Genomic DNA, 21316 nt, shown 5'->3' with positions numbered 1-21316 from the left:
TTGCAGCCACACAAACACAACCCGCACGACCTCGCCTCCCGGCAGTCCCCGGACGGCTTCACCCGGTGAACCGTTCCAGCAGTACGCCCCCGCTGTACGTCACCGCCATCGCCAGCAGCCCGCCCACGACATTGCGCAGCACCGCCCGGCCCGGTCCGGCCCCGCCCAGCCGGGCACTCACCCACCCCGACAGCGTCAACGCCGCCACCACCGCCGCCGCCGTGACCGCCAGCCGCCACGACTCCGGCGGCAGCAGCACCGCCAGCAACGGCACCAGCGCGCCCAGCGTGAACGCCGCCGCGCTGGCCAGCGCCGCCTGCCACGGATTCGTCAACACCTGCGGGTCGATGCCGAGTTCACTCTGCGCGTGCGCCGCCAACGCGTCCCGCGCGGTGAACGCCACCGCCACCTCCCGGGCCAGGCCGTCCGTCAGCCCGCTGTCCCGGTAGTAGTCGGTCAGCTCGTCGAGCTCCCCCTCCGGATCGTCTGCCAGCTCCCGCCGCTCCTTCGCCAACGCGGCCCGCTCGGTGTCCCGTTGGGTGCTGACCGACACGTACTCGCCGGCCGCCATCGACATCGCCCCCGCCAGCAACCCGGCCACCCCCGCCGCCAGCAGCACCGTCCGCGACTCCGCCGCCCCCGCCACCCCGGTCACGATCCCGGCCGTCGACACCACCCCGTCATTCGCCCCCAGCACCGCCGCCCGCAGCCAGTTCAACCGCGCCGACAACTCCGATCGAGCCTGCCCGACCTGCCCGCTCATCCACACACCACCCCTCGGGGCCCACCACCTCCCCCGATCCTCACCCGCCCCCGCCACCCCCGCCACCTCCGCCACCCGCCGCATCTGATCGCATCAAGCCGCCGTATCTCGGGCGTTCAGCCGGCCCCAACGCCGAAAGGCCGACCCAGGAGCAAAGTGTCTCCGGGATCGCCCCTCCGAGGGGGGTGGGTGCGGATGCTTTCACACCCGACGACATCTGCTCTTCCAGACGACGAGTCACTGCCGAGAAAGTTGGCGGTCATCGACGAGCAGTAGCTCCTGGCCGGCTGGAACGGCTACTCCGGGCCGGAAGGCTCCATGGTGGTCGCTCGACACCGTCATCCACGCGCCGATCCGGTTCTCCATCAAGGCCGCGCCGGCCGCGGTCGGCGAAGCCGATTTCAAGTCCACTCGCGAGGCCATCGAGATCACGGACTCGGCGCTCTCCAAGCAGATCGCCCTGCTGGAGGACCCCGGGAGCGGCGAAGGGCCGGTTCGGGAGGATCACTCCTCCCGAACCGGCCCTTCGTGTCGGTGGGCGCGGACGGTTTCGAACCGCCGACATCTGCTTTGTAAGAGCAGCGCTCTACCGCTGAGCTACGCGCCCCCTGTCGCGGCCCGGTGGGGGCACGACGACTGCCTAGGGTACCTGGTCCCGGGGGGTGGTGTGGTGTCGGTGGTCGGGGAGTGGGACGGGTGGGGTGCCGGTGGGGTGGGGTGATCGGGAAGAATGGGGGCGGATCAGCGGGTCGGAGCAGGGAGCGCGCAGTGACGGTGGCCGGCGGGAGCGGGCGGGGGTGGCGTCGGGCGGGGGGTGCGCTGGCCGACGCGCTGGTGGTGCCGGTGGTGCTGGCGGGTGCACTGGGCACGGTGGCGCTGGCCTCCGCCGGGAGCGGCGGTTGGTGGGGCCGGCGCGGCGGGGAGGGTGTGCGGGCGGACGCCAAGGCGGCCCGGGACGCCGCGCAGGAGGCGTTCTACGAGCTGGACTCGACGCAGCGCGAGGTGCAGTTGGCGGTGGAGACCGTCCGGGCGGCCGAGGACGAGGCGACGGCACGGCGGGTGCTGGCCGACCTGGAGGCGATCTCCGGCCGGGTGGACCAGGTCACCGTGAACTACCTGGGTGCGCTGGACGCGTACAACCTGGACGACGAGGCGCTGGACGCCGGCGCGGCCACGCGGGCCCGGCGGCAGCTGGAGGACGTGAAGGGGCAGCTGGGCTCGGCCCGGGCGGAGCTGAACGACTTCCTGCAGCGGCTGCAGCCCGTCCTGCAACGCGCCGAGCAGCAGCTGATGCGGGTCACCCCCGCCGTCGAGCAGGCGAAGCGCGCGCTGCTCCAGGCGAGCAACGCGCTGGACGCGGTGCGCGGCGCCGGGCTGCGGGCGGACGACCTGGCGGCCCGGCTGGCCGAACTGGCACCGGAACTCGGGCTGCTGAACGAGGGGCCGGCCCGGCACGGGGTGGCCCCGACGCTGCGGCGCGCGGACGAGGTGAAGCAGCGCGCGGAGGCGATCGCGGCCGACGCCGGGCAGCTGCCGGAGCGGGCGCGGGAGATCGACCGGCGGGTGGCGAGCCTGCGGACCCGGATCCAGGCGCTGGAGACCAAGGCGGCGACGGTCGAGCCGGCGCTGAGCGAACTGCGCCGCCGGTTCAGCGCGGCCTGCTGGCAGGACCTCCAGCGGGTGTCGGAGCAGGTCGCGGAGACCGGCCGGGCGGCGGAGCGGAAGCTGGCCGAGGCCGCCCGGGCCCGGGACGAGCAGCGCTGGGCGGACGCGACGGGCGCGATCGGTACGGTGCGCGCCCTGCTGGACACGGCGGACGGGTCGGTGGTCGCGGTGAACGACCGGCTGCGGCAGCTGAACGAGGTGCAGCACGACCCGAACCGGGAGGTCGAGCGGGCCCGGTTCGCCCTGCGCGACGCGCAGCGGCTGGCGATGGCGGGCCGCAGCGCGCCGGACCCGCGGCACGCCGCCCCGCTGGACGAGGCGGTGGCGCGGCTGGACCGGGCGGTGGCCACCCTGGAGGCGGCCGGCCGACACCCCGACTACTGGCACTTCCTGACCGAGCTGGCGGGCGTGCGGGAGACGGCGGCGCGGGTGATCGGGCTGATCCGCGGCGATCTGGGCGGGCCCCGGTGAGCACGGTGAACGAACTGCGGTGAACAAGGTGGACGAGGTGAGCACGGTGAACAAGCCGCGGTAACCGTCCGCCGGACGGCCTGGGTACCCTGCCGGTATGCCACGCTACGACTTCCGCTGCCGCACCTGCGACGCCACCTTCGAGCTCCGCCGCCCGATGGCGCAGGCCGGCGCCCCCGCCGTCTGCCCACAGGGCCACGAGGACACCGTGAAGCTGCTGTCCGCCGTCGCCGTCACCGGCTCCGCTTCCGGTGGCGCCCCGCAGCAGGCCCCCTCCGGCGGCGGGGGCGGCTGCTGCGGCGGCGGCTGCTGCAGCTAGCGGCAACCACCGGCGGCCGGGGGCACCCGACCGCGGCTAGGACCCGACCGCGGCTAGGACGCGACCGGGGTCGCCGCCACCCGGGCCAGGAACCGTCGGACGATCTCCTCCCCCGCCGCCACCCCCACCTCGTCCAGGGCGGTGACGCCGGGGGCGGTCCACCCGCCGTCGGCGAGTTCGCCGTGCCCGGGCCGCCAGGCGGCGTCGGCGGCGAGCAGCAGGTCGGCGTCGAGCAGCGAGTCGCCGGCCGCGAGCACCGTGGTCGCACCGGAGCGCCGGACGGCTTCCGCCAGGGCGGCGCTCTTGCTGAGCGGCGCGGGCACGGCGTAGACCTTGCGGCCCTGGAGGGAGACGGTCCAGCCGCGTTCGGCGCACCAGCCGGTGAGTTCGTCGAGCCAGCCGCCGGGCAGTCCGGCGCGCTCGACGACGAGGTAGGCGAACAGGCCGTCGGCGACGCGGCGCTTGTGCGTCCACTCCGGGTCCGCGCTCAGCGCGAGCTGCCGGACGACCTCCTCCAACGGGGCCGCGCCGGCGGCGATCCGCGCGGTGATCTCGGCGCGCCAGTCCGGGTCGGGCACGCCGTCGACGAGCAGGTGCCCGCCGTTGCTGCAGATCGCGTACGCGGGGACCCAACCGGGCGTCGGGCCGGGCAGGTTGATCCGCTCGTACTGGGCGAGGGTGCGGGTGGTGGCGGGGACGAAGCAGGCCTGGCGGACGAGGTCGACGAGCAGCGCGGCGGCCTGCTCGGTCATGAAGGAGAGCGCCTTCCCGTCGTGCACCTCGACCGAGAGCAGCCGGGGCGCGAGCCGGTCGGGGACGTCCAGGGCGAGGGCCCGGTTGGAGTAGATGAGCGTGCGGTCGAGGTCGCTGGCCACGAGAACATCCGGGTGCATCAGGACTCCTTCACCAGAACGGCCGTACCGGAGGCGCCGGTCGCCCCTCGACTGTAACGGGGGTGGATGAGGCCGACGCACGAGTACGGCAGGCCGTCCACCTCCTCGACCCGGACGCCGCGTTGGGCGGCGAGCAGCCGGACGTGGTCGAGGTCGGCGCCGGCGCCGCGCCGGGCGAGGATCCGCCAGGGGACGCGGCGCAGCAGGACCCGGGTGGTCTCGCCGACGCCGGGTTTGACCAGGTTGACGCTGTCGATGCCGTACTCCGTGCTGATCCGCTCGACGGCGGCCCAGCCGGCCCAGTCGGGCGTGCGGTCCGGGTCGGCGGACAGCCGGCCGGCGGCGGCGACCGCCTCCGCGCGGACGGCGGCGAAGTGGTCGGCCACGGTGTCGAGGAACGCGGCGGAGGCGTCGCCGCCGGCCAGTTCGGCGTAGTGCTTGGCGCCGTGGAAGTCGTCCGGGCCGATCAGGCCGGGCCGCAGCACGGTGCGCGAGATCAGGCCGGAGACCGTGGAGTTGAGGCAGGCGGAGGGGATCAGGAAGTCGTCCCGGGTGCCGTAGGTGCGCACGCAGCGGCCGGGGTCGGCGAGGACGGCGAGGTCCGGATCGAAGCCGGTGCCGGCCAGGGCGTCGGCGAGTTCGCGGGTGATCGCGCCCTTGCCGGTCCAGCCGTCGACGAACACCACGTCGCCGGCGTGGTGGTGGGCGGCCAGGTAGCGCAGGGCGACCGGGTCGATGCCACGGCCGCGGACGATCGAGACGGCGTAGTGCGGGGTGTCGAGGCCGTGCGCGTGGCCGAGCCAGCGGCGGATCAGGATGCCGACGGGCGTGCCGGCCCGGGCCAGCGAGGCGAGCACCAGGCCGGGGCCTCGCTCGCGCAGCAGGGTCTCGGCGACGGTGCCGACGGCGAGCGCGATCCGGCGGGCGGAGGCGCGCAGTGCCTGGTGGAACAGCTCCTGGTACTCGGGGCTGGTCTGGTACTCGACCGGCAGCGACTCCGCGTAGTGCGCGCCGCCGCTCTGGACGGCCTCCTCGCGCTCCTCGGTGGGGGCTTCGAGCGGGACGCCGGAGAGGTCCTTGAGCAGCCAGGCCACCTCGTCGGGCCGGTACGAGGAGAACTCCGGGCCGTACAGCGGGGACGGCAGGCGGGACGGCCGGTGGGAGGGCAGCACCGCGAGCACCACCTGGTCGGTGACCTGCCGCAGCTGGCCGAGCAGGGCGCGCTCGCCCTCGTGCAGGGCCGCGGTGTCGGCGACGTCGTCGACCACCAGCACGACGGCGTCGAAGCGGCGGGCCGGGTCGGTGCCGGGGGCGACGTTGTAGGCGTAGCGCTCCCGCGAGGCGTCGTCCTGCGGGTCGTCGTGGGCGGGGAAGGCGAGGCGGGTGCGGATGGCGTAGCCGGGGTCGTCCACGGCGAGGACGGGCGACCGGGTGGTGGTGGAGTAGCGGACGCGGTCGCCGCCGAGCCGCTCGGCGAGCGCGTCGGCCAGCCGCAGCGGGGCGTACATCAGCTCCTCGAAGCCGAGGACCAGCACGCGCCGCGCCGTCGCGGGTATCGCCTCGGCCAGCTGTCCGGCCAACCCGGACAGGGCGGCGTCGAGTCGGGCGCGGTGCCGGGCGGTGAACCCGTGCCGGCCGCCGTCCGGGAGCCCGGCGGGCCAGTCCAGCTCGACCCGGACGAGCGGCGCGGGCGCACCCGCCGGCACGGCGGGGGCGTGGGCGGGCGCGACCTCGGCGATCAGCCGCTCAGCGCGGTCCAGGACGTCGGCGGGCAGCTCGACGGCACCGGTGGCGGTGGCCACCAGGTCGAGCCGGACGCCGAGTTCGGCGGCGGCGTCGACCAGCCGGCGGCGGTCGGCGGCGGAGCGCAGGTCGACCAGGGCGACCACGACGTAGTGGCCACGGGGGTGGCGGGCGTGCAGTTCGCGGATGGTGTTGAGGACCGTCCGGCCGGTCGAGAACTCGTCGTCGACCAGCACCAACGGGCCGTCACCGGCGAGGAGTTCGGGATCGGTGGGGAGCAGCAGGTGCGAGGTGGCGTGCGAGTGCTCCTCCTCGAAGCCGCCGAGCGGGGGCACCCCGGGCACCGGGCGGCGGGTGGAGTGCAGGTACGGGGCGTCGAGGCCGTCGGCGACGCTGTGGCCGAGGCCGGTGGCCGTCTCCGCGTAGCCGAGGACGACGGCCCGCGCGGCGGCCTCGTCACCGAGCAACGCGTGGACCCGGCGGCCGAGTTCGAGCCCGGCGCCGTGGACGACCGCGGGCCGCTGCGGGACGTGCTTGCCGAGCACGGTGGAGACCAGCAGGTGGGCGCGCTTGCGGTTCTCGCGCAGGGCCAGGCCCACGAGTTCGGGGAGGCGGTCCGATCCGGTCAGGGCGATGCCGGCCCGGTCGGAGACCCACCGGCCGGTCCACGTCTGCTGTGCTGTCACTGCTGGTCCTGCCTTCGAATGGTGCGGTGGTGCGGTCTTCGGATCGGTTGCGGCGTCGAGATCGGTCACGGCGTTGCGATCGGCTACGGCGTCGAGATCGGTCAGGACGTTCAGATCGGCACGGCGGCCCAACGCGGTGCAGCCCCCCTCAGCCCCCGCACAGGCAGGCCGAGAGCAGTTCCGCGAAGCTCACGTCCTCCCGGGCCACCCCGAACACCTCCGCCCGCAGCAGCACCCGCTCCGCCCAGGCGCGGTGCGGCCGGGCCTCGTTCATCTTGTTGGTGTACGCCGAGCGCAGGACCCCGCCGCCGTCCTGCTCCTGCCGGAGGATGTCCCGGGCGTCGCAGTACTCCTCGTGCGTGACCACGGACAGGGCGTGCACGGCGGGGACGTGGCTGGGGTGGATGCAGGTCTTGCCGAGCAGGCCGTTGGCCCGGTCGAGTTCGATCTCCCGGATCAGCCCGTCCAGGTCGTGCTCGATGATCCGCCGGCGGACCTCCTCGCCGGAGGCCAGGGCCGTCCCGGACGACTCGGCGAACGGCGTGCGGCGCAGCTGCGGCTTGAACATCCGCTCCTGCACCGGGAAGTACTCCCAGACCGGACCGGTGACGGTGTACCCCGTGCCGTCCGCCCGGCCGAGCACGTTGACCACCTCGCCGATCACCGCCGCGACCAGCGCGACGTCATACGCGGTGAGGTCGGGCGAGCGGCGCAGGCCGTACGCGGAGCAGAGGTCGGTCACGCCGAGGCGGACGGCGAGCACCCGCTCCCGGTGCCCGGCGAGCAGTTCGGCGATGCCGAAGAGCTGCTCGCGCCTGGTCTCCAGGTGGGCGAGCTCGGGCGATTCCAGGACGGGCATGGCGAACAGCCGTCGCCCGGTGGCGGCCTCGGCGGCGGCGAGGGCGGCCAGGTACGCGCCGCCGGTCTCGGTGGTGAACTTCGGCAGGACGAAGCCGGTGAGCAGGCCGACGGCCGGGCCGAGCCGCTCGGCCAGGTCGAGGATCTGGGAGGCGGCTCGGACTCTGATGAAGAGCAGGGGGTGACCCTGTGTGCAGTCGGTGAAATCCATGACCAGGTCATTCAACTGCTCGACCAGGTTCCGCTCCCCCGCGTCCACCTCGTGGTCGGCGATCGCGTCCTCCAGGCAGAGCACCATCGAAACCACGCCCCGAGCAGCCTGTTTGCGGATGTCGGCGGCCAACGCGGGCCGGGTGGCGGGGCTGTAGAGGGTGCCGCCGAGGGCGGTGGCGAGCACCGCGGGCTCGCTCCGGTCGGTGAACGGCCGGGGCTGTTCGAGGAAGAGGCGGCCGCGTACGTCGTCGGCGAGATGGCCGAAATGGCGCAAGGTGCTCTCCTCAGAGGATTGACGGCCACCGGTCCGTTGCCGGGGCGTGCGGCGGCGCGGGACGACACCACGATTCAGCGGGACGACACCATGGTTAACCGGTCCACGGGGCGCGGTGGTTCCCGGACGGACGCCGGCGAACCCCCCATCGTCCGACCCCGGTGGGCCCTTCGACCGCCCATCGTACGGACGGATTCCGGCCGTCCGCGGTTCCTCGGCACTGAACTCCCGGAACATCCCGGAACACCGCCGTCCGGATCACGGATTCACGGGAGAAGCACCAGCAAACCCACGGTTAGCGCAATTCTTGGCAAAGTCCGACCCCGTTGCGGCGGCCTCGGTCACGTTGTCCGAAGGGGTGGCGAACGGGCAGGATGGTCCGCTATGACGCACGTGATGGCCAAGGGCGCCAACATCGCACTGCCGGCGGCGGCGGTCCGTGCCGTGCTGCGCTGGAGCGCCACGCCCGGTGCGCCGGACGTGGACGCGTCCGCGCTGCTGCTCGGCGCCAACGGCAGGGTCCGTTCGGATGCCGACTTCGTCTTCTACAACCAGCCGCGACACCCCTCCGGTCTGGTGCGCCACCTGCCCAAGCAACAGACCTCCGGCGGCGCCGAGATCATCGACACGATCGAGGTCGAGCTCGCCAAGCTGCCCGCCGACGTCGACCGGGTGGTGCTGGCCGGCTCCTCCGAGGGCGGCTCCTTCCGCTCGGTGGCCGGGCTGCGCCTGATGCTCTTCGACGCCGCGACCGGCGACAGCGTGCCCGCGCTCGCCGAGTTCGCGATCTCCGACGGCGACAACGTCACCGCCCTGGTCGCGGGCGAGCTGTACCGGCGGGCCGGGGCCTGGAAGTTCCGGGCGATCGGCCAGGGCTACACCTCCGGCCTGATCGGCCTGGCCACCGACTTCGGGATCACCGTCGACGACGAGGCGGAGGCCGCCGCCGACGCGGCACCGGCACCGGCACCGACGTCCACCCCCACCGCCGCCGTCGACCCGCGCAGCACCCCGCTGCCCGCCCCGCGCCCGACCGCCCCGCCGGAGCCCGACACCTTCACCCTGGCCCCGGCCGTCCGGCAGCCCCCGGCCACCCCCCGGTCCCAGCCGCAGCCGCAGGCCGCCGCGGCCGCCGCGGGCACGGCGCCGACCCCGCCGCCGCCCCCCTCGGCGCCGCCGACCGTGACACCCCCGCCGACCGCACCGCCCACCGCGCCCCCGGCCGCGCCGCCGACCCCGCCCGCGCCCCCGGCCCACCAGCCCGGCACCGGGTACGGCTACCCCCAGCCGCAGCAGCCCCCCGGCACCGGGTACGGCTATCCGCACCAGCCGCAGCCCGGTACGGGGTACGGCTACCCGCAGCCCACCCCCCAGCCGTACCCGCAGCAGCAGGGCACCGGCTACGGCTACCCGAACCAGCAGCACCCCGGCAGCTACGGCTACCCGCACCCCGGCACCGGCCAACAGCAGCCCGCCCAGCCTGCCGCACAGCAGCCCGCGCAGGCGCCCACCGGCGAGGAGTTCGCCCTGCCGCCGCAGGGCCCGCAGTTCCAGCCCCGCTAGCCGAAGCCGACGGCGGGGCGGACACGGCCGACGGGGCGGCCCAGCACCCCGCCACCCGACGCCGCCCTACTCGGAGCCGCCCGACTGGCTCTTGTACCCGCGCTGCCACTGCATCCCGAACCCGTACAGCCGGTCGATGTCCGCCTGGAACCCGTTGACGTACCGCACCTCACGGCGCACCGTCAGCTGGTTGTCCCCCGCGTTCTCGATCAGCACCACCGCGCACGAGCGCGCCGCCCGGGCCCGCTCCTCCAGCTTGATCTCGATTCGCGGACCGGTCTGCGGCACGATCGTCACCACCGCGTGGGACTGCTCGAAGGCCGGCGTGCCGTCGTAGATGTACACGAAGATCAGCAGCCGTTTGAACTTGTCCTTCTTCTCCAGGTTGACGTACATCGTCTCGCCGGACGGCGCCCCGTACTGGTCGTCGCCGCTGAGCTTGATGTACGGCGGATGCTGGAGGTCGCCGAAGTAGCCGCCGAGCGGCTGCACCACGCCGCTGCTCCCGTCGGACAGTTCGTACATGCACGCCAGGTCCAGGTCGACGTTGACCTGCTGGTTCTGCACCGAGTCCGGCTCCAGCGGGCTCAGGATGCGCGGGCTGAAGAAGCGCTTGACGCGGTCCCCCGCGCTCGGCCGGACGGCCCCGGAGCGGGTGGTCCAGTGCAGGTTGACGTAGAGGTAGCCGGTGGTGGCCGCGGCCCCGGTGATCGCGTGCTGCGGGGTCGACTTGGTGAGTATGACCTTGTGCTGACCACCGGGGTTGTCGAAGGTGTAGTTCCGCTCCCCGCGCAGGTACTCCCAGATCGAGACCATCCCGTCCCCTCCCCCTGCCCCCGCCAGGCGATCTGACGGTCCGCCGCTCCATGATCGGGCATCAGCCCGGCCGTCCGATACCCGAACCGTCCTCTCCCCTACCCCGTGGGGCCCCCGGCGCTCACCGGCGGGTCGATTGGCAGGAGGAAGCCGCCCTCCCGTAACATGCCGCCCCTTCGGACGCGATATCGTCTAGCCGCACAGGTGTCCCGTCCGCCCCTGCGCGGGTGCGGCGGGAACGCCGTGCGGCGACGAACGAACCGTCAGGCGATCCCGACGCACCGGGAGCTGACCGCCTGTGTCGCTCTGTGAACCCGTCCCCTGCGGAAACCCGAGGCCCGACCCGCAATGAACCTGACCTCCATACAGCTGGTCTGGACCGTCGTCGGCGGCGCAGCCCTGCTGTTCGTCGCCATCCTGCTGGCGACGCTGCGTTTCAAGAACACGAAGAAGGAAGAGGCCGGCGACTCCTGGGAGCGCAGCGAGGAGCGTCGGCGGCGCAAGGAGATGATCTACGGCATCTCCTCCTACACGTTGCTGTTCTGCTGCGCCGGTGTCGCGGCCGCGCTGTCCTTCCACGGCCTGGTGGGCTTCGGCAAGGAGAACCTGGGGCTGTCCGGCGGCTGGGAGTACCTCGTCCCGTTCGGCCTGGACGGCGCCGCGATGTTCTGCTCGGTGCTCGCCGTCCGCGAGGCCAGCCACGGCGACGCCGCGCTCGGCTCGCGCCTGCTGGTCTGGGTGTTCGCGATCGCCTCGGCCTGGTTCAACTGGGTGCACGCCCCGCGCGGCGTGTCGCACGACGGCGCCCCGCAGTTCTTCTCCGGCATGTCGATCTCGGCGGCGATCCTCTTCGACCGCGCGCTGAAGCAGACCCGCAAGGCCGCGCTGCGCGAGCAGGGGCTCGTGCCGCGCCCGCTGCCGCAGATCCGGATCGTCCGCTGGCTGCGCGCCCCGCGCGAGACCTACGCGGCCTGGTCGCTGATGCTGCTGGAGAACGTCCGCAGCCTGGACGAGGCGGTCGACGAGGTGCGCGAGGAGCGCCAGGCGAAGCTGGACGCCAAGGCGCGCGCCCGCACCGCCGACCGCCGCGAGCGGGCCGAGCTGAAGGCCATCTCCCGTCAGGGCGGCATGCTCGCCCGGGCCCGCAGCGGCCGCCAGGTGCCCGCGCTCACGGCTGCCGGAGACGGCCCGAGCGCTACGGAGCCTGCCCTAGCCGCCGGGTCGGACACCACCGCCTCGCACCAGTCCGCCCCGGGCTCGCTGGAGCCGGCCTCGCTGAGCGCGCTGGACGCCGGCCGCCGCCCGCGCGCCGCCGTCGGCTCGTCGTACTCGTCGTCCTACTCCTCGTCCTCGTCCGCCGACTCGGCCTCCTCGACCGCCGGAACGGCCTCGGGCTCGTCCTACCGCAGCTCGACCGTCGACCTGACGGCCGACGACGACACCCTGTCGATGCCGAAGCTGGACTCGCTGGAGCGCAAGCTGCGCGCGATCGAGCAGCAGCTCGGCTGACCGCGCACGACGCGACGCGAAACGGCCGCCCCCGGAACCCCGGAGGCGGCCGTTCCCGCATGCCCGAGGGCTACGTGCCGGAACTCACCAGTTCCTTCTCGTCGTCCGCACCCTCGCGCCGGTTGCGCAGGATCGACGAACCGAGCGCCAGCCCGATGAAGGCGACGCCGATCAGGCCGGTGACGATCTCCGGGATGTGGTACTTGATCCCGACGAGCAGGATCACCGAGAGCGCACCGATCGCGTAGTGCGCGCCGTGCTCCAGGTAGACGTAGTCGTCCAGGGTGCCCTTGCGGACCAGGAAGACGGTCAGCGAGCGGATGTACATCGCGCCGATGCCCAGGCCCAGGGTGATCTGGAAGATGTCGCTGGAGATGGCGAACGCGCCGACCACGCCGTCGAAGGAGAACGAGGCGTCCAGGACCTCCAGGTAGAGGAAGAGGAAGAACGCCGCCTTGCCGCCGACCTGGAGGATCGATTTGCCGGACTTCTCCGCCTCCTCCTCGCGTTCGGTCTCCTCCTCCAGGCCCGATTCGAAGATCGAGGACAGGCCGCCGACCACGAGGTAGGTGATCAGACCGAGGACGCCCGCGAGCAGAACGGTTTCAGCGTGCTCCCCGGCGAAGAAGTTGGAGGCCAGCACCAGCACGACCAGGGCGACGACACTGGAGAAGGCGTCCAGCTTGCCGACCTTCTCCAGCGGGCGCTCGATCCAGGCCAGCCAGTTGTGGTCCTTCTCGTCGAACAGGAAGTCGAGGAAGATCATGAGCAGGAAGACGCCGCCGAAGGCCGCGATGGCGGGGTTGGCCGCCTCCAGGTACTGGCCGTAGGTCAGGCCGTCGTGCGTCTTGTCGGAGTGCAGCGCGAGGTCGATGACGGTCGCGGGGTTGAGCTTCGCGGTGAGGCCGACCACCAGCAGCGGGAAGACCAGCCGCATACCGAAGACGGCGATGAGCACGCCGACGGTCAGGAAGATCTTCTGCCAGTACGGGTTCATCCGCTTCAACACCGTGGCGTTGACCACCGCGTTGTCGAACGACAGGGAGATCTCCAGGATGGAGAGGATCAGCACGATGCCGAATCCTTGGGCCCCCCAGAGCAGTCCGGCCGCGATCAGGCCGATGACGGTGATCGCGAACGACCAGCCGAAAGTGCGGAGGAACACGGGACTTGGTTACCTTTCGGGTTTCGGGCCGTGCCGGGGGGCGGCCTCGTCCCGAGACGCCCTGACCGGGCCGCGCCCGGTCAGGTCACCCCCGCACTGCCCTCTGTTCTCATGATCGTTGGTTGGGTGCGATTGTTCTGATTTTCGCCCTTACTGTACGTTTACGCCGAAATCGAGGGCGATGCCACGCAGGCCGGAGGCGTATCCCTGGCCTACCGCGCGGAACTTCCACTCACCGGCGTAGCGGTACAGCTCGCCGAAGATCATCGCGGTCTCGCTGGACGCGTCCTCGGAGAGGTCGTAACGGGCGATCTCCTGGCCGTCGAGGGAGTTGACGACCCGGATGTAGGCGTTGCGGACCTGCCCGAAGTTCTGTAGCCGCGCCTCGGCGTCGTAGATCGACACCGCGAAGACCACCTTGTCCGCCTGTGCCGGCACCAGGTCCAGGTTGACCAGGACGACCTCGTCGTCACCCGTCTCGTCGCCGCCGGTGAGGTTGTCGCCGGTGTGCTCGACCGAGCCCTCGGGGCTCTTGAGGTTGTTGTAGAAGACGAAGTACTCGTCGCCGAGCACCCGGCCGCCACCACAGATCAGGGCGCTCGCGTCGAGGTCGAACGGTGCGCCCGTGGTCGAACGGGCGGACCAGCCGAGGCCGATCTGGACCTGCGTCAGGTTCGGCGCGGCCTTGGTGAGCGAGACGTTCCCGCCCTTGGCGAGCGTGACCACCATGACTGTTCTTCCTCCCTTGCCTTCTCCGGGGCGCGTCTACAAGGTGTAGTCCCCCGCGACCCCGGCCGGCCCCGTTTGGCCGGCTGAACTTCCTGAACTCACATCCTCGCAGCGCACGCAGCCGACACGAAGCCGGGGCGGCCCCGGACCGCGAAGGTCCGGGGCCGCCCCGTGCACGGCTTGCGCGCCGCCGCCTCGGCTGCCGACGGCTCAGACGTTGACGCCGAAGTCCTGGGCGATGCCCCGCAGGCCGGAGGCGTAGCCCTGGCCGATGGCCCGGAACTTCCACTCGGCACCGTTGCGGTACAGCTCACCGAAGACCATCGCGGTCTCGGTGGAGGCGTCCTCGGAGAGGTCGTAACGGGCCAGCTCCGTGTTGTCGGCCTGGTTCACCACGCGGATGAAGGCGTTGCGCACCTGGCCGAAGTTCTGCCCGCGGTTCTCGGCGTCGTAGATCGAGACCGGGAAGACGATCTTCTGCACGTCCGCCGGGACGCCGACCAGGTTGACCTTGATCGCCTCGTCGTCGCCCTCGCCCTCGCCGGTGCGGTTGTCACCGGTGTGCTCGACGGAGCCGTCCGGGCTCTTCAGGTTGTTGAAGAACACGAAGTTCCCGTCCGCGGCGACCTTGCCCTGGTCGTTGCAGAGCAGTGCGCTGGCGTCCAGGTCGAAGTCCGTCCCGGTGGTGGTCCGGACGTCCCAGCCCAGGCCGACGACCACGGCCACAAGACCCGGGGCCTCCTTGGTGAGCGAGACGTTTCCGCCCTTGCTCAGGCTGACACCCACTTGTCCTCCAAGAATCGGGAGGCACGCCCTGGTGCCCCCGGTGGTGCGGTTCGAGGCGCCGGCCGGCGAGCGGCTCCTGCGCCACCCGGCCAACGGACCGAGCGTAGTGCGCGGTTCCCGTCCGGATGCGCGAACGGGCCCGGCGCGGCTGTTCGAAGTTCGGCCGGACGGGGCCCGCAGCGCGGCTCCCGGGGCCGTCAGAGCGCGTCGAGGGCCTTCAGGTACTCCTGCGCGTCCCGGGCGTCCGGGAGGTCGTTGACGACGCTCCAGCGCACCACGCCCGCCGTGTCGATCACGAAGGTGCCGCGCAGGGCGCAGCCCTTCCGCTCGTCGAGGACGCCGTAGTCGCGGGCGACCTCGCCGTGCGGCCAGAAATCGGCCAGCAGCGGGAACTCCAGGCCCTCCCGGTCGGCGAAGACCCGCTGGGTGAACTGCGAGTCGCAGGAGACGCCGAGCACCTGGACCCGGTCGTCCTGCAGCCGCGGCAGCTCCCGCTGGATCGCGCCGAGCTCGCCGGTGCAGACACCGGTGAAGGCGAACGGGTAGAAGACCAGGACGACGTTCCGCTCGCCCCGGAAGTCGGAGAGGCGGACCGGTTCGCCGTGCTGGTTGTTGAGCTCGAAGTCCGGAGCCTCGGTGCCGACCTCGATGGCCATGGACGGGACCTTTCTGACGCGACCACGCCGCGCGGCGGCGCGGCCCAGCGCCATCCTCGCATCCGATCACCCGCGTTCCGCCGAACGGATGAGGCCCGGGCTTCCGCGCTCCACCCCTTTCGCCCTGGGCGAACGCGTCCGCGCCCGGCACCGCACGCCGGAAACGGCCGGGCCCCGCCGGAGGGATCCTCCGGCGGGGCCCGGTCCGGGGCTTCAGAATCCGCTCAGCGCTTGCCGCCCGGCTTGGCCGTGGACTTGGTCGCGAGCCGGGTGGCCGCCCAGTCCTTGGCGACCGCGATCGAGCTGGTCTGGGAGAGACCCGCGGTGCGGGCCGCATCCGCGATGTCGGACGCCTCGATGTGGCCGTCGCGCCCGGTCTTGGGCGTCAGCAGCCAGATCAGACCACCTTCGGCCAGGTACTCCAGGGCGTCGACGAGGGAGTCGGTGAGGTCCCCGTCGTCGTCGCGGTGCCACAGCAGGACGGCGTCGGCGACGTCGTCGTAGTCCTCGTCGACGAGATCCGTCCCGGTGAGCTCCTCGATGCCGTCGCGGAGATCCTGGTCAGTGTCGTCGTCGTACCCCAGCTCCTGAATGATCTGGCCTTCTTCGAAGCCGAGACGGGCCGCCGGGTTGGACTTGTCCGCGGGGTCCGCGGTCGCGCTCACGGGAATAACCTCCAGTATTCGGCTCGGCGTCCATGCCGAGGCTGTGGCCGTAGTCCACACGGGCGCGGCGGTTCGCGCAAGTACCCGACCCCCGATCCCCCCCAAAGGTTGACGTGTCGCACCGGGACACGCCGTCCGGACGTGTCGGGAATCACACCGATTTGCCCTTCTCTGTGTAGGACAACGATGCTTCGGGTGGTCCCGGCCCACAGGCCGTACACGTGCCCGAGATGCGAACGGCATTCGGGTCCGCGCGTACGCGGGCGTAGAGTCTCCTGTTGGCCCTCACCCCGGCCGCCCGCCATCGGGCGGACGGGAAACCAGGTCGGACCACCTCTGTTCGTAACACCCGGGGGTGTGCGGGGCGGGCGAAGACGCCCGGACCGCGCACCACCAGACCGTCCCGCCCACCAGGCGGAACGGTTACCGATCGGTAGAGATGACGGATCTCCGAGCGCGGTAGCACGATGGAGGCGGCGCGACACACCTCAGTTTCGACCGACAGTGAAGGAACAGCGTGGCTTCCGGATCCGATCGCAACCCGATCATCATTGGCGGCCTTCCGAGTCAGGTCCCGGACTTCGATCCCGAGGAGACCGCGGAATGGCTGGAGTCGCTTGACGCGGCCATCGACGAGCGGGGGCGCGAGCGTGCCCGCTACCTGATGCTCCGCCTGATCGAGCGCGCCCGCGAGAAGCGTGTCGCCGTGCCCGAGATGCGCAGCACGGACTACGTCAACACCATCGCGACCAAGGACGAGCCGTTCTTCCCCGGCAACGAGGAGATCGAGCGGAAGATCCTCAACGCGACCCGCTGGAACGCGGCCGTCATGGTTTCCCGGGCGCAGCGCCCGGGCATCGGCGTGGGCGGCCACATCGCCACCTTCGCCTCCTCCGCGTCGCTGTACGACGTCGGCTTCAACTACTTCTTCCGCGGCAAGGACGCCGAGGGCGAGTCCGGCGACCAGATCTTCTTCCAGGGCCACGCCTCCCCCGGCATCTACGCGCGCGCGTTCCTGCTGGACCGACTGTCCGAGCGGCAGCTCGACGCGTTCCGCCAGGAGAAGTCGAAGGCCCCGTACGGCCTGTCCAGCTACCCGCACCCGCGGCTGATGCCGGACTTCTGGGAGTTCCCGACCGTCTCGATGGGCCTCGGCCCGCTCGGCGCGATCTACCAGGCCCGGATGAACCGCTACCTGGAGCACCGCGGGATCAAGGACACCGCCGACTCGCAGGTCTACGCCTTCCTCGGCGACGGCGAGATGGACGAGCCGGAGTCGCTGGGCCAGCTGTCGCTGGCCGCCCGCGAGGGCCTGGACAACCTGACCTTCGTGGTCAACTGCAACCTGCAGCGCCTGGACGGCCCGGTCCGCGGCAACGGCAAGATCATCCAGGAGCTGGAGTCCCAGTTCCGGGGCGCCGGCTGGAACGTGATCAAGCTGGTCTGGGACCGCAGCTGGGACCCGCTGCTCGCGCAGGACCGCGACGGCGTCCTGGTCAACAAGCTGAACACCACGGTGGACGGCCAGTTCCAGACCTACGCCACCGAGACCGGCCAGTACATCCGCGAGCACTTCTTCGGCAGCGACCTGCGCCTGCGCAAGATGGTCGAGAGCATGACCGACCAGCAGATCCAGCACCTGGGTCGCGGCGGTCACGACCACAAGAAGATCTACGCGGCGTTCAAGGCGGCCCGCGAGCACAAGGGCCAGCCGACGGTCATCCTGGCCCAGACGGTCAAGGGTTGGACGCTCGGCCCCAACTTCGAGGGCCGCAACGCCACCCACCAGATGAAGAAGCTGACGGTCGAGGACCTGAAGCGCTTCCGCGACCGGCTGCACCTGCCGATCACGGACAAGCAGCTCGACGAGGGCTACCCGCCCTACTACCACCCGGGCCGCGACTCCGAAGAGATCCAGTACATGCACGACCGCCGCAGCGAGCTGGGCGGCTACGTGCCGACCCGCAAGGTGCGCCCGCGTCAGCTGGAACTCCCCGGCGACGACGCGTACAAGGCGGTCAAGAAGGGGTCCGGCAACCAGACCATCGCCACCACCATGGCGTTCGTCCGGGTGCTCAAGGACCTCATGCGGGACAAGGGCATCGGCAACCGCTTCGTGCCGATCGCGCCCGACGAGTACCGCACCTTCGGCATGGACTCGCTGTTCCCGTCGGCGAAGATCTACAACCCGCTCGGCCAGACCTACGAGTCGGTCGACCGCGATCTGCTGCTGGCCTACAAGGAGTCGCCGACCGGGCAGATGCTGCACGACGGCATCTCCGAGGCCGGCTGCACCGCCTCGCTGATCGCCGCCGGCTCGTCCTACGCCACCCACGGCGAGCCGCTGATCCCGGTGTACGTCTTCTACTCGATGTTCGGGTTCCAGCGCACCGGTGACCAGTTCTGGCAGATGGCCGACCAGCTCGCCCGCGGCTTCGTGATCGGCGCCACCGCCGGCCGCACCACGCTGACCGGTGAGGGCCTGCAGCACGCCGACGGCCACTCGCACCTGCTGGCCTCGACCAACCCCGGCGTCGTCGCGTACGACCCGGCGTACGGCTTCGAGATCGCGCACATCGTCCAGGACGGTCTGCGGCGGATGTACGGCTCCAGCGAGCAGCACCCGCACGGTGAAGACGTGTTCTACTACATGACCGTCTACAACGAGCCGATCAAGATGCCGGCCGAGCCCGAGAACGTCGACGTCGAGGGCATCCTCAAGGGTCTGCACCGGTACGCGCCGGGCACCGCCGGTCAGATCCCGGCCCAGATCCTCGCCTCCGGCGTGGCCGTGCCGTGGGCCCTGGAGGCCCAGCGCATCCTCGCCGAGGAGTGGAACGTCAAGGCCGACGTCTGGTCCGCGACCTCCTGGAACGAGCTGCGCCGCGACGCGGTGGAGGCCGAGGAGTTCAACCTGCTGCACCCCGAGGAGCAGCAGCGCGTGCCGTACGTCACCCAGAAGCTCCAGGGCGCCGAGGGCCCGGTCGTCGCCGTGTCCGACTGGATGCGCGCGGTGCCGGACCAGATCGCCCGCTGGGTGCCGGGCCAGTACCAGTCGCTGGGCGCCGACGGCTTCGGCTTCGCCGACACCCGCGGTGCGGCTCGTCGCTTCTTCCACATCGACGCGCAGTCGGTCGTCCTGGGGGTGCTCACCGAGCTCGCCAAGCAGGGCAAGGTCGACCGCAGCGCGCTGAAGGACGCGATCGACCGCTACCAGCTGCTCGACGTGACCGCGGCCGACCCGGGTGCCGCCGGCGGCGACGCCTGATCACCCGCTAGACCCTGAAGGGCCGGGCCTCCGCACGGAGGCCCGGCCCTTCGGCGTTCCCGCCCCGTGCCTCGACCCTCGCACCGATGTCAGGCCCTAGTCTCGTCCCCATGACGAACGAGATCGCACCCGGGAACCCCGGTCGACAGCACCCCGAACCCGCCGACGGCGGAAGCGAGTTCAACCGAGAGGTGATCGCCGAGTTCCGGGCGAACGGCGGTGTCGTCGGCGGCGAGTTCACCGGCCGGCCGCTGCTGCTGCTCACCGTCCTCGGCGCCCGCAGCGGCGAGCCGCGCACCACGCCGCTGGTCTACCTGCCGGACGGCGAGCGGCTGGTGATCTTCGCCAGCAACGGCGGCAGCCCGAAGGACCCGCTCTGGTACCGCAACCTGCTGGCCCACCCCGAGGTCACCGTCGAGGTCGGCACCGACCGCTACCCCGCGCTGGCCACCCTGGTCGCGCCGGAGGACCACGAGGCGCTGTGGGCCCGTCAGATCGCCACCGGGCCGCGGTTCGCCGACTACCGCGCCGGGGCCGGCCGGACGATTCCGCTGGTCGCCCTGGCCCGGGTCTGACCCCGGGCGGCGGATGAGGACGCACGGCGGCCCCGGACTCCGCCGAGTCCGGGGCCGCTGGTGTGGGGCGGGGATCAGATGTGGACGGCCGGGCCCGCGTCGACGGCGCCACGGCGGGTGAGCAGGCCGAGCACGGCGGCGGCGAAGGCCACCACGGCGGCGACCGCGAAGGCGAGCGACATGCCGCTGACGAAGGAGTCGTGCACGGCACCGGCCATCGCGTCCACCGCCTGCTGCGGGGTGCCGGCCGGGGCCGGCGGGGCGATGCCGAGCTGCGCGGCCTGCTTGAGGCCCTCCGCGTCCGCGCCCTGGACCGGCGGCAGGCCGGCCTTGGCCCAGTTGCCGGGCAGCACGTCGGTGACCTTGGCGGCCATCAGCGCGCCGAGCACCGCGGTGCCGAGGCTGCCGCCGACCTGCATCGCGGCCTGCTGCAGGCCACCGGCCACCCCGGACAGCTCCAGCGGGGCGTTGCCGACGATCACCTCGGTGGCGCCGACCATGACCGGGCTGATGCCCAGGCCCATCAGGATGAACCAGAGCGACATCACGCCGGTGCCGGAGCCCGCGTCCAGGGTGGACATGCCGAACATCGCGGCGGTGGTGATCAGCATGCCGGCCACGATCGGGATCCGCGGGCCGAGCTTGCCGATCGCGATGCCCGCCACCGGCGAGCCGACGATCATCATGCCGGTCATCGGCAGCAGGTGGACGCCGGCCGAAACCGGCGACATCCCGTGCACGTTCTGCAGGTAGAAGGTCACGAAGAAGATCGCGCCGAAGAACGCGAAGGCCATCAGCACCATCAGCAGGGTGCCCGCCGACAGCGGCACCGAACGGAACAGGCTGAGCGGGATCAGCGGCTCCTCGGCCCGGGCCTGCCAGAACGCGAAGAGCACCATCAGGACCACCGCGCCGCCCAGGAACAGCAGCGTGCGGGCGTCGCCCCAGCCCCACTCGGGGGCCTTGATGATGCCGAAGACCAGCGCGAACATCGCCACCGAGAGCAGCACGATGCCGGGCACGTCGAAGGACTTGGCGGCCTTCTCGGCCCGGACGTCCTTGAGGATCCACAGGCCCAGGCCGAGCGCGATCAGGCCGACCGGGATGTTGATGAAGAAGACCGACTCCCAGTTGACGTGCTCGACCAGCAGGCCGCCGACGATCGGGCCGGCCGCGGTGGAGGCGCCGATCACGCCGCCCCAGATGCCGATCGCCATGTTGAGCTTCTCGGCCGGGAAGGCGCCGCGCAGCAGGCCGAGCGCGGCCGGCTGGAGCAGCGCGCCGAACAGGCCCTGGAGCACCCGGAAGGCGATCACGGTCTGGATGTTGCCGGCGAAGCCGATCGCGGCCGAGGTGGCGGCGAAGCCGACCGCGCCGACCAGGAAGGTGTTCTTGTGTCCGAAGCGGTCGCCGATCTTGCCGGCCGTGATCAGGAAGACCGCCAGGGCCAACAGGTAGCCGCTGGTCACCCACTGGATCTCGGAGGGCGCCGCCTTCAGGTCCGCCTGGATGACCGGGTTGGCGATGGCGACGATCGTGCCGTCCAGGGCGACCATCATGACGCCGACCGCGACGGTCAGCAGGGTCAGCCAGGGGTGCCCCTTGAGACCTCCCCCGCCCGGTGGCGTGCGCTGCGGCGGGACGTCCGCCTTGGCGTTCTTGACGACGGACTGGCTCATCTGGGGCCCTCCGGGGGCGT

Annotated in this window: 18 protein-coding genes and 1 tRNA gene; 6 read left to right on the top strand and 13 right to left on the bottom strand. The window is 72.0% G+C overall.

Features of this window, described 5'->3' with window-relative positions:
* Positions 1-58 precede the first annotated feature (58 nt).
* The 3 genes from ACIO5E_RS01130 to ACIO5E_RS01120 all read right to left on the bottom strand — a co-directional run bounded on the left by ACIO5E_RS01130 (position 59) and on the right by ACIO5E_RS01120 (position 1370).
* A complete protein-coding gene (locus ACIO5E_RS01130; protein WP_400662045.1) occupies positions 59-763 on the bottom strand; it encodes a VIT family protein in 705 nt (234 codons plus the stop codon).
* 237 nt (positions 764-1000) lie between these two features.
* Complete coding sequence (locus ACIO5E_RS01125) at positions 1001-1213, bottom strand: hypothetical protein (RefSeq protein WP_400662043.1); 213 nt, start codon at positions 1211-1213, stop codon at positions 1001-1003.
* Between the two features lie 85 nt (positions 1214-1298).
* A tRNA-Val gene (locus ACIO5E_RS01120) sits at positions 1299-1370 on the bottom strand.
* Positions 1371-1537: 167 nt separating this feature from the next.
* On the opposite strand from ACIO5E_RS01120, the gene ACIO5E_RS01115 reads away from it, so the two are divergent.
* Positions 1538-2899: a hypothetical protein gene (locus ACIO5E_RS01115; RefSeq protein WP_400663375.1), complete on the top strand. Its 1362-nt coding sequence runs from the start codon at positions 1538-1540 to the stop codon at positions 2897-2899.
* Positions 2900-2996: 97 nt separating this feature from the next.
* Positions 2997-3218 carry a zinc ribbon domain-containing protein gene (locus ACIO5E_RS01110; protein ID WP_280676698.1) on the top strand — a complete coding sequence of 74 codons (222 nt, stop codon included), beginning with the start codon at positions 2997-2999 and terminating at the stop codon, positions 3216-3218.
* A 53-nt stretch (positions 3219-3271) separates the two neighbouring features.
* Here ACIO5E_RS01110 and ACIO5E_RS01105 read toward each other — a convergent pair whose 3' ends face one another.
* The 3 genes from ACIO5E_RS01105 to ACIO5E_RS01095 form a co-directional block, all read right to left on the bottom strand.
* The gene (locus ACIO5E_RS01105) at positions 3272-4111 is read right to left on the bottom strand and encodes an HAD family hydrolase (RefSeq protein WP_400662041.1); all 840 of its coding nucleotides are present in this window, start codon (positions 4109-4111) and stop codon (positions 3272-3274) included.
* A complete protein-coding gene (locus ACIO5E_RS01100; RefSeq protein WP_400662038.1) occupies positions 4111-6540 on the bottom strand; it encodes a phosphoribosyltransferase in 2430 nt (809 codons plus the stop codon). The genes ACIO5E_RS01105 and ACIO5E_RS01100 overlap by 1 nt, the downstream gene beginning before the upstream one ends.
* Positions 6541-6688: 148 nt before the next feature.
* Complete coding sequence (locus ACIO5E_RS01095; protein ID WP_400662035.1) at positions 6689-7885, bottom strand: HpcH/HpaI aldolase/citrate lyase family protein; 1197 nt, start codon at positions 7883-7885, stop codon at positions 6689-6691.
* Positions 7886-8269: 384 nt separating this feature from the next.
* On the opposite strand from ACIO5E_RS01095, the gene ACIO5E_RS01090 reads away from it, so the two are divergent.
* The gene (locus tag ACIO5E_RS01090; protein WP_400662033.1) at positions 8270-9448 is read left to right on the top strand and encodes a TerD family protein; all 1179 of its coding nucleotides are present in this window, start codon (positions 8270-8272) and stop codon (positions 9446-9448) included.
* Positions 9449-9514: 66 nt separating this feature from the next.
* Here ACIO5E_RS01090 and ACIO5E_RS01085 read toward each other — a convergent pair whose 3' ends face one another.
* Positions 9515-10264, bottom strand: a complete 750-nt coding sequence (locus ACIO5E_RS01085; protein WP_280676708.1) for a Tellurium resistance — start codon at positions 10262-10264, stop codon at positions 9515-9517.
* 348 nt (positions 10265-10612) lie between these two features.
* On the opposite strand from ACIO5E_RS01085, the gene ACIO5E_RS01080 reads away from it, so the two are divergent.
* On the top strand, positions 10613-11773 hold the full coding sequence (locus ACIO5E_RS01080) for a DUF2637 domain-containing protein (RefSeq protein ID WP_400662029.1): 1161 nt from the start codon (positions 10613-10615) through the stop codon (positions 11771-11773).
* Positions 11774-11843: 70 nt separating this feature from the next.
* Here ACIO5E_RS01080 and ACIO5E_RS01075 read toward each other — a convergent pair whose 3' ends face one another.
* From ACIO5E_RS01075 to ACIO5E_RS01055, 5 genes are all read right to left on the bottom strand, one after another.
* Positions 11844-12938 carry a DUF475 domain-containing protein gene (locus tag ACIO5E_RS01075; protein WP_400662026.1) on the bottom strand — a complete coding sequence of 365 codons (1095 nt, stop codon included), beginning with the start codon at positions 12936-12938 and terminating at the stop codon, positions 11844-11846.
* Positions 12939-13088: 150 nt separating this feature from the next.
* On the bottom strand, positions 13089-13667 hold the full coding sequence (locus tag ACIO5E_RS01070; protein ID WP_280676714.1) for a TerD family protein: 579 nt from the start codon (positions 13665-13667) through the stop codon (positions 13089-13091).
* Positions 13668-13877: 210 nt separating this feature from the next.
* On the bottom strand, positions 13878-14453 hold the full coding sequence (locus ACIO5E_RS01065; protein WP_400662024.1) for a TerD family protein: 576 nt from the start codon (positions 14451-14453) through the stop codon (positions 13878-13880).
* Positions 14454-14650: 197 nt separating this feature from the next.
* Complete coding sequence (locus ACIO5E_RS01060; RefSeq protein ID WP_400662022.1) at positions 14651-15109, bottom strand: peroxiredoxin; 459 nt, start codon at positions 15107-15109, stop codon at positions 14651-14653.
* 224 nt (positions 15110-15333) lie between these two features.
* On the bottom strand, positions 15334-15774 hold the full coding sequence (locus ACIO5E_RS01055; RefSeq protein WP_400662019.1) for a DUF3052 domain-containing protein: 441 nt from the start codon (positions 15772-15774) through the stop codon (positions 15334-15336).
* 517 nt (positions 15775-16291) lie between these two features.
* On the opposite strand from ACIO5E_RS01055, the gene aceE reads away from it, so the two are divergent.
* Together aceE and ACIO5E_RS01045 are read left to right on the top strand one after the other, a co-directional pair.
* A complete protein-coding gene (aceE, locus tag ACIO5E_RS01050) occupies positions 16292-19042 on the top strand; it encodes a pyruvate dehydrogenase (acetyl-transferring), homodimeric type (RefSeq protein WP_400662016.1) in 2751 nt (916 codons plus the stop codon).
* Between the two features lie 110 nt (positions 19043-19152).
* Positions 19153-19617, top strand: a complete 465-nt coding sequence (locus tag ACIO5E_RS01045; protein WP_400662014.1) for a nitroreductase family deazaflavin-dependent oxidoreductase — start codon at positions 19153-19155, stop codon at positions 19615-19617.
* Between the two features lie 74 nt (positions 19618-19691).
* Here ACIO5E_RS01045 and ACIO5E_RS01040 read toward each other — a convergent pair whose 3' ends face one another.
* The gene (locus ACIO5E_RS01040; RefSeq protein ID WP_400662011.1) at positions 19692-21296 is read right to left on the bottom strand and encodes an MFS transporter; all 1605 of its coding nucleotides are present in this window, start codon (positions 21294-21296) and stop codon (positions 19692-19694) included.
* Positions 21297-21316 lie beyond the last annotated feature (20 nt).

Origin of the sequence: Kitasatospora sp. NPDC087314 (genome assembly GCF_044744365.1) — a bacterium.
In the GTDB taxonomy this organism is placed as follows: domain Bacteria; phylum Actinomycetota; class Actinomycetes; order Streptomycetales; family Streptomycetaceae; genus Kitasatospora.
Note: the sequence above shows the minus strand (reverse complement) of the source record. Positions and strands in the feature narration are given on the sequence as shown.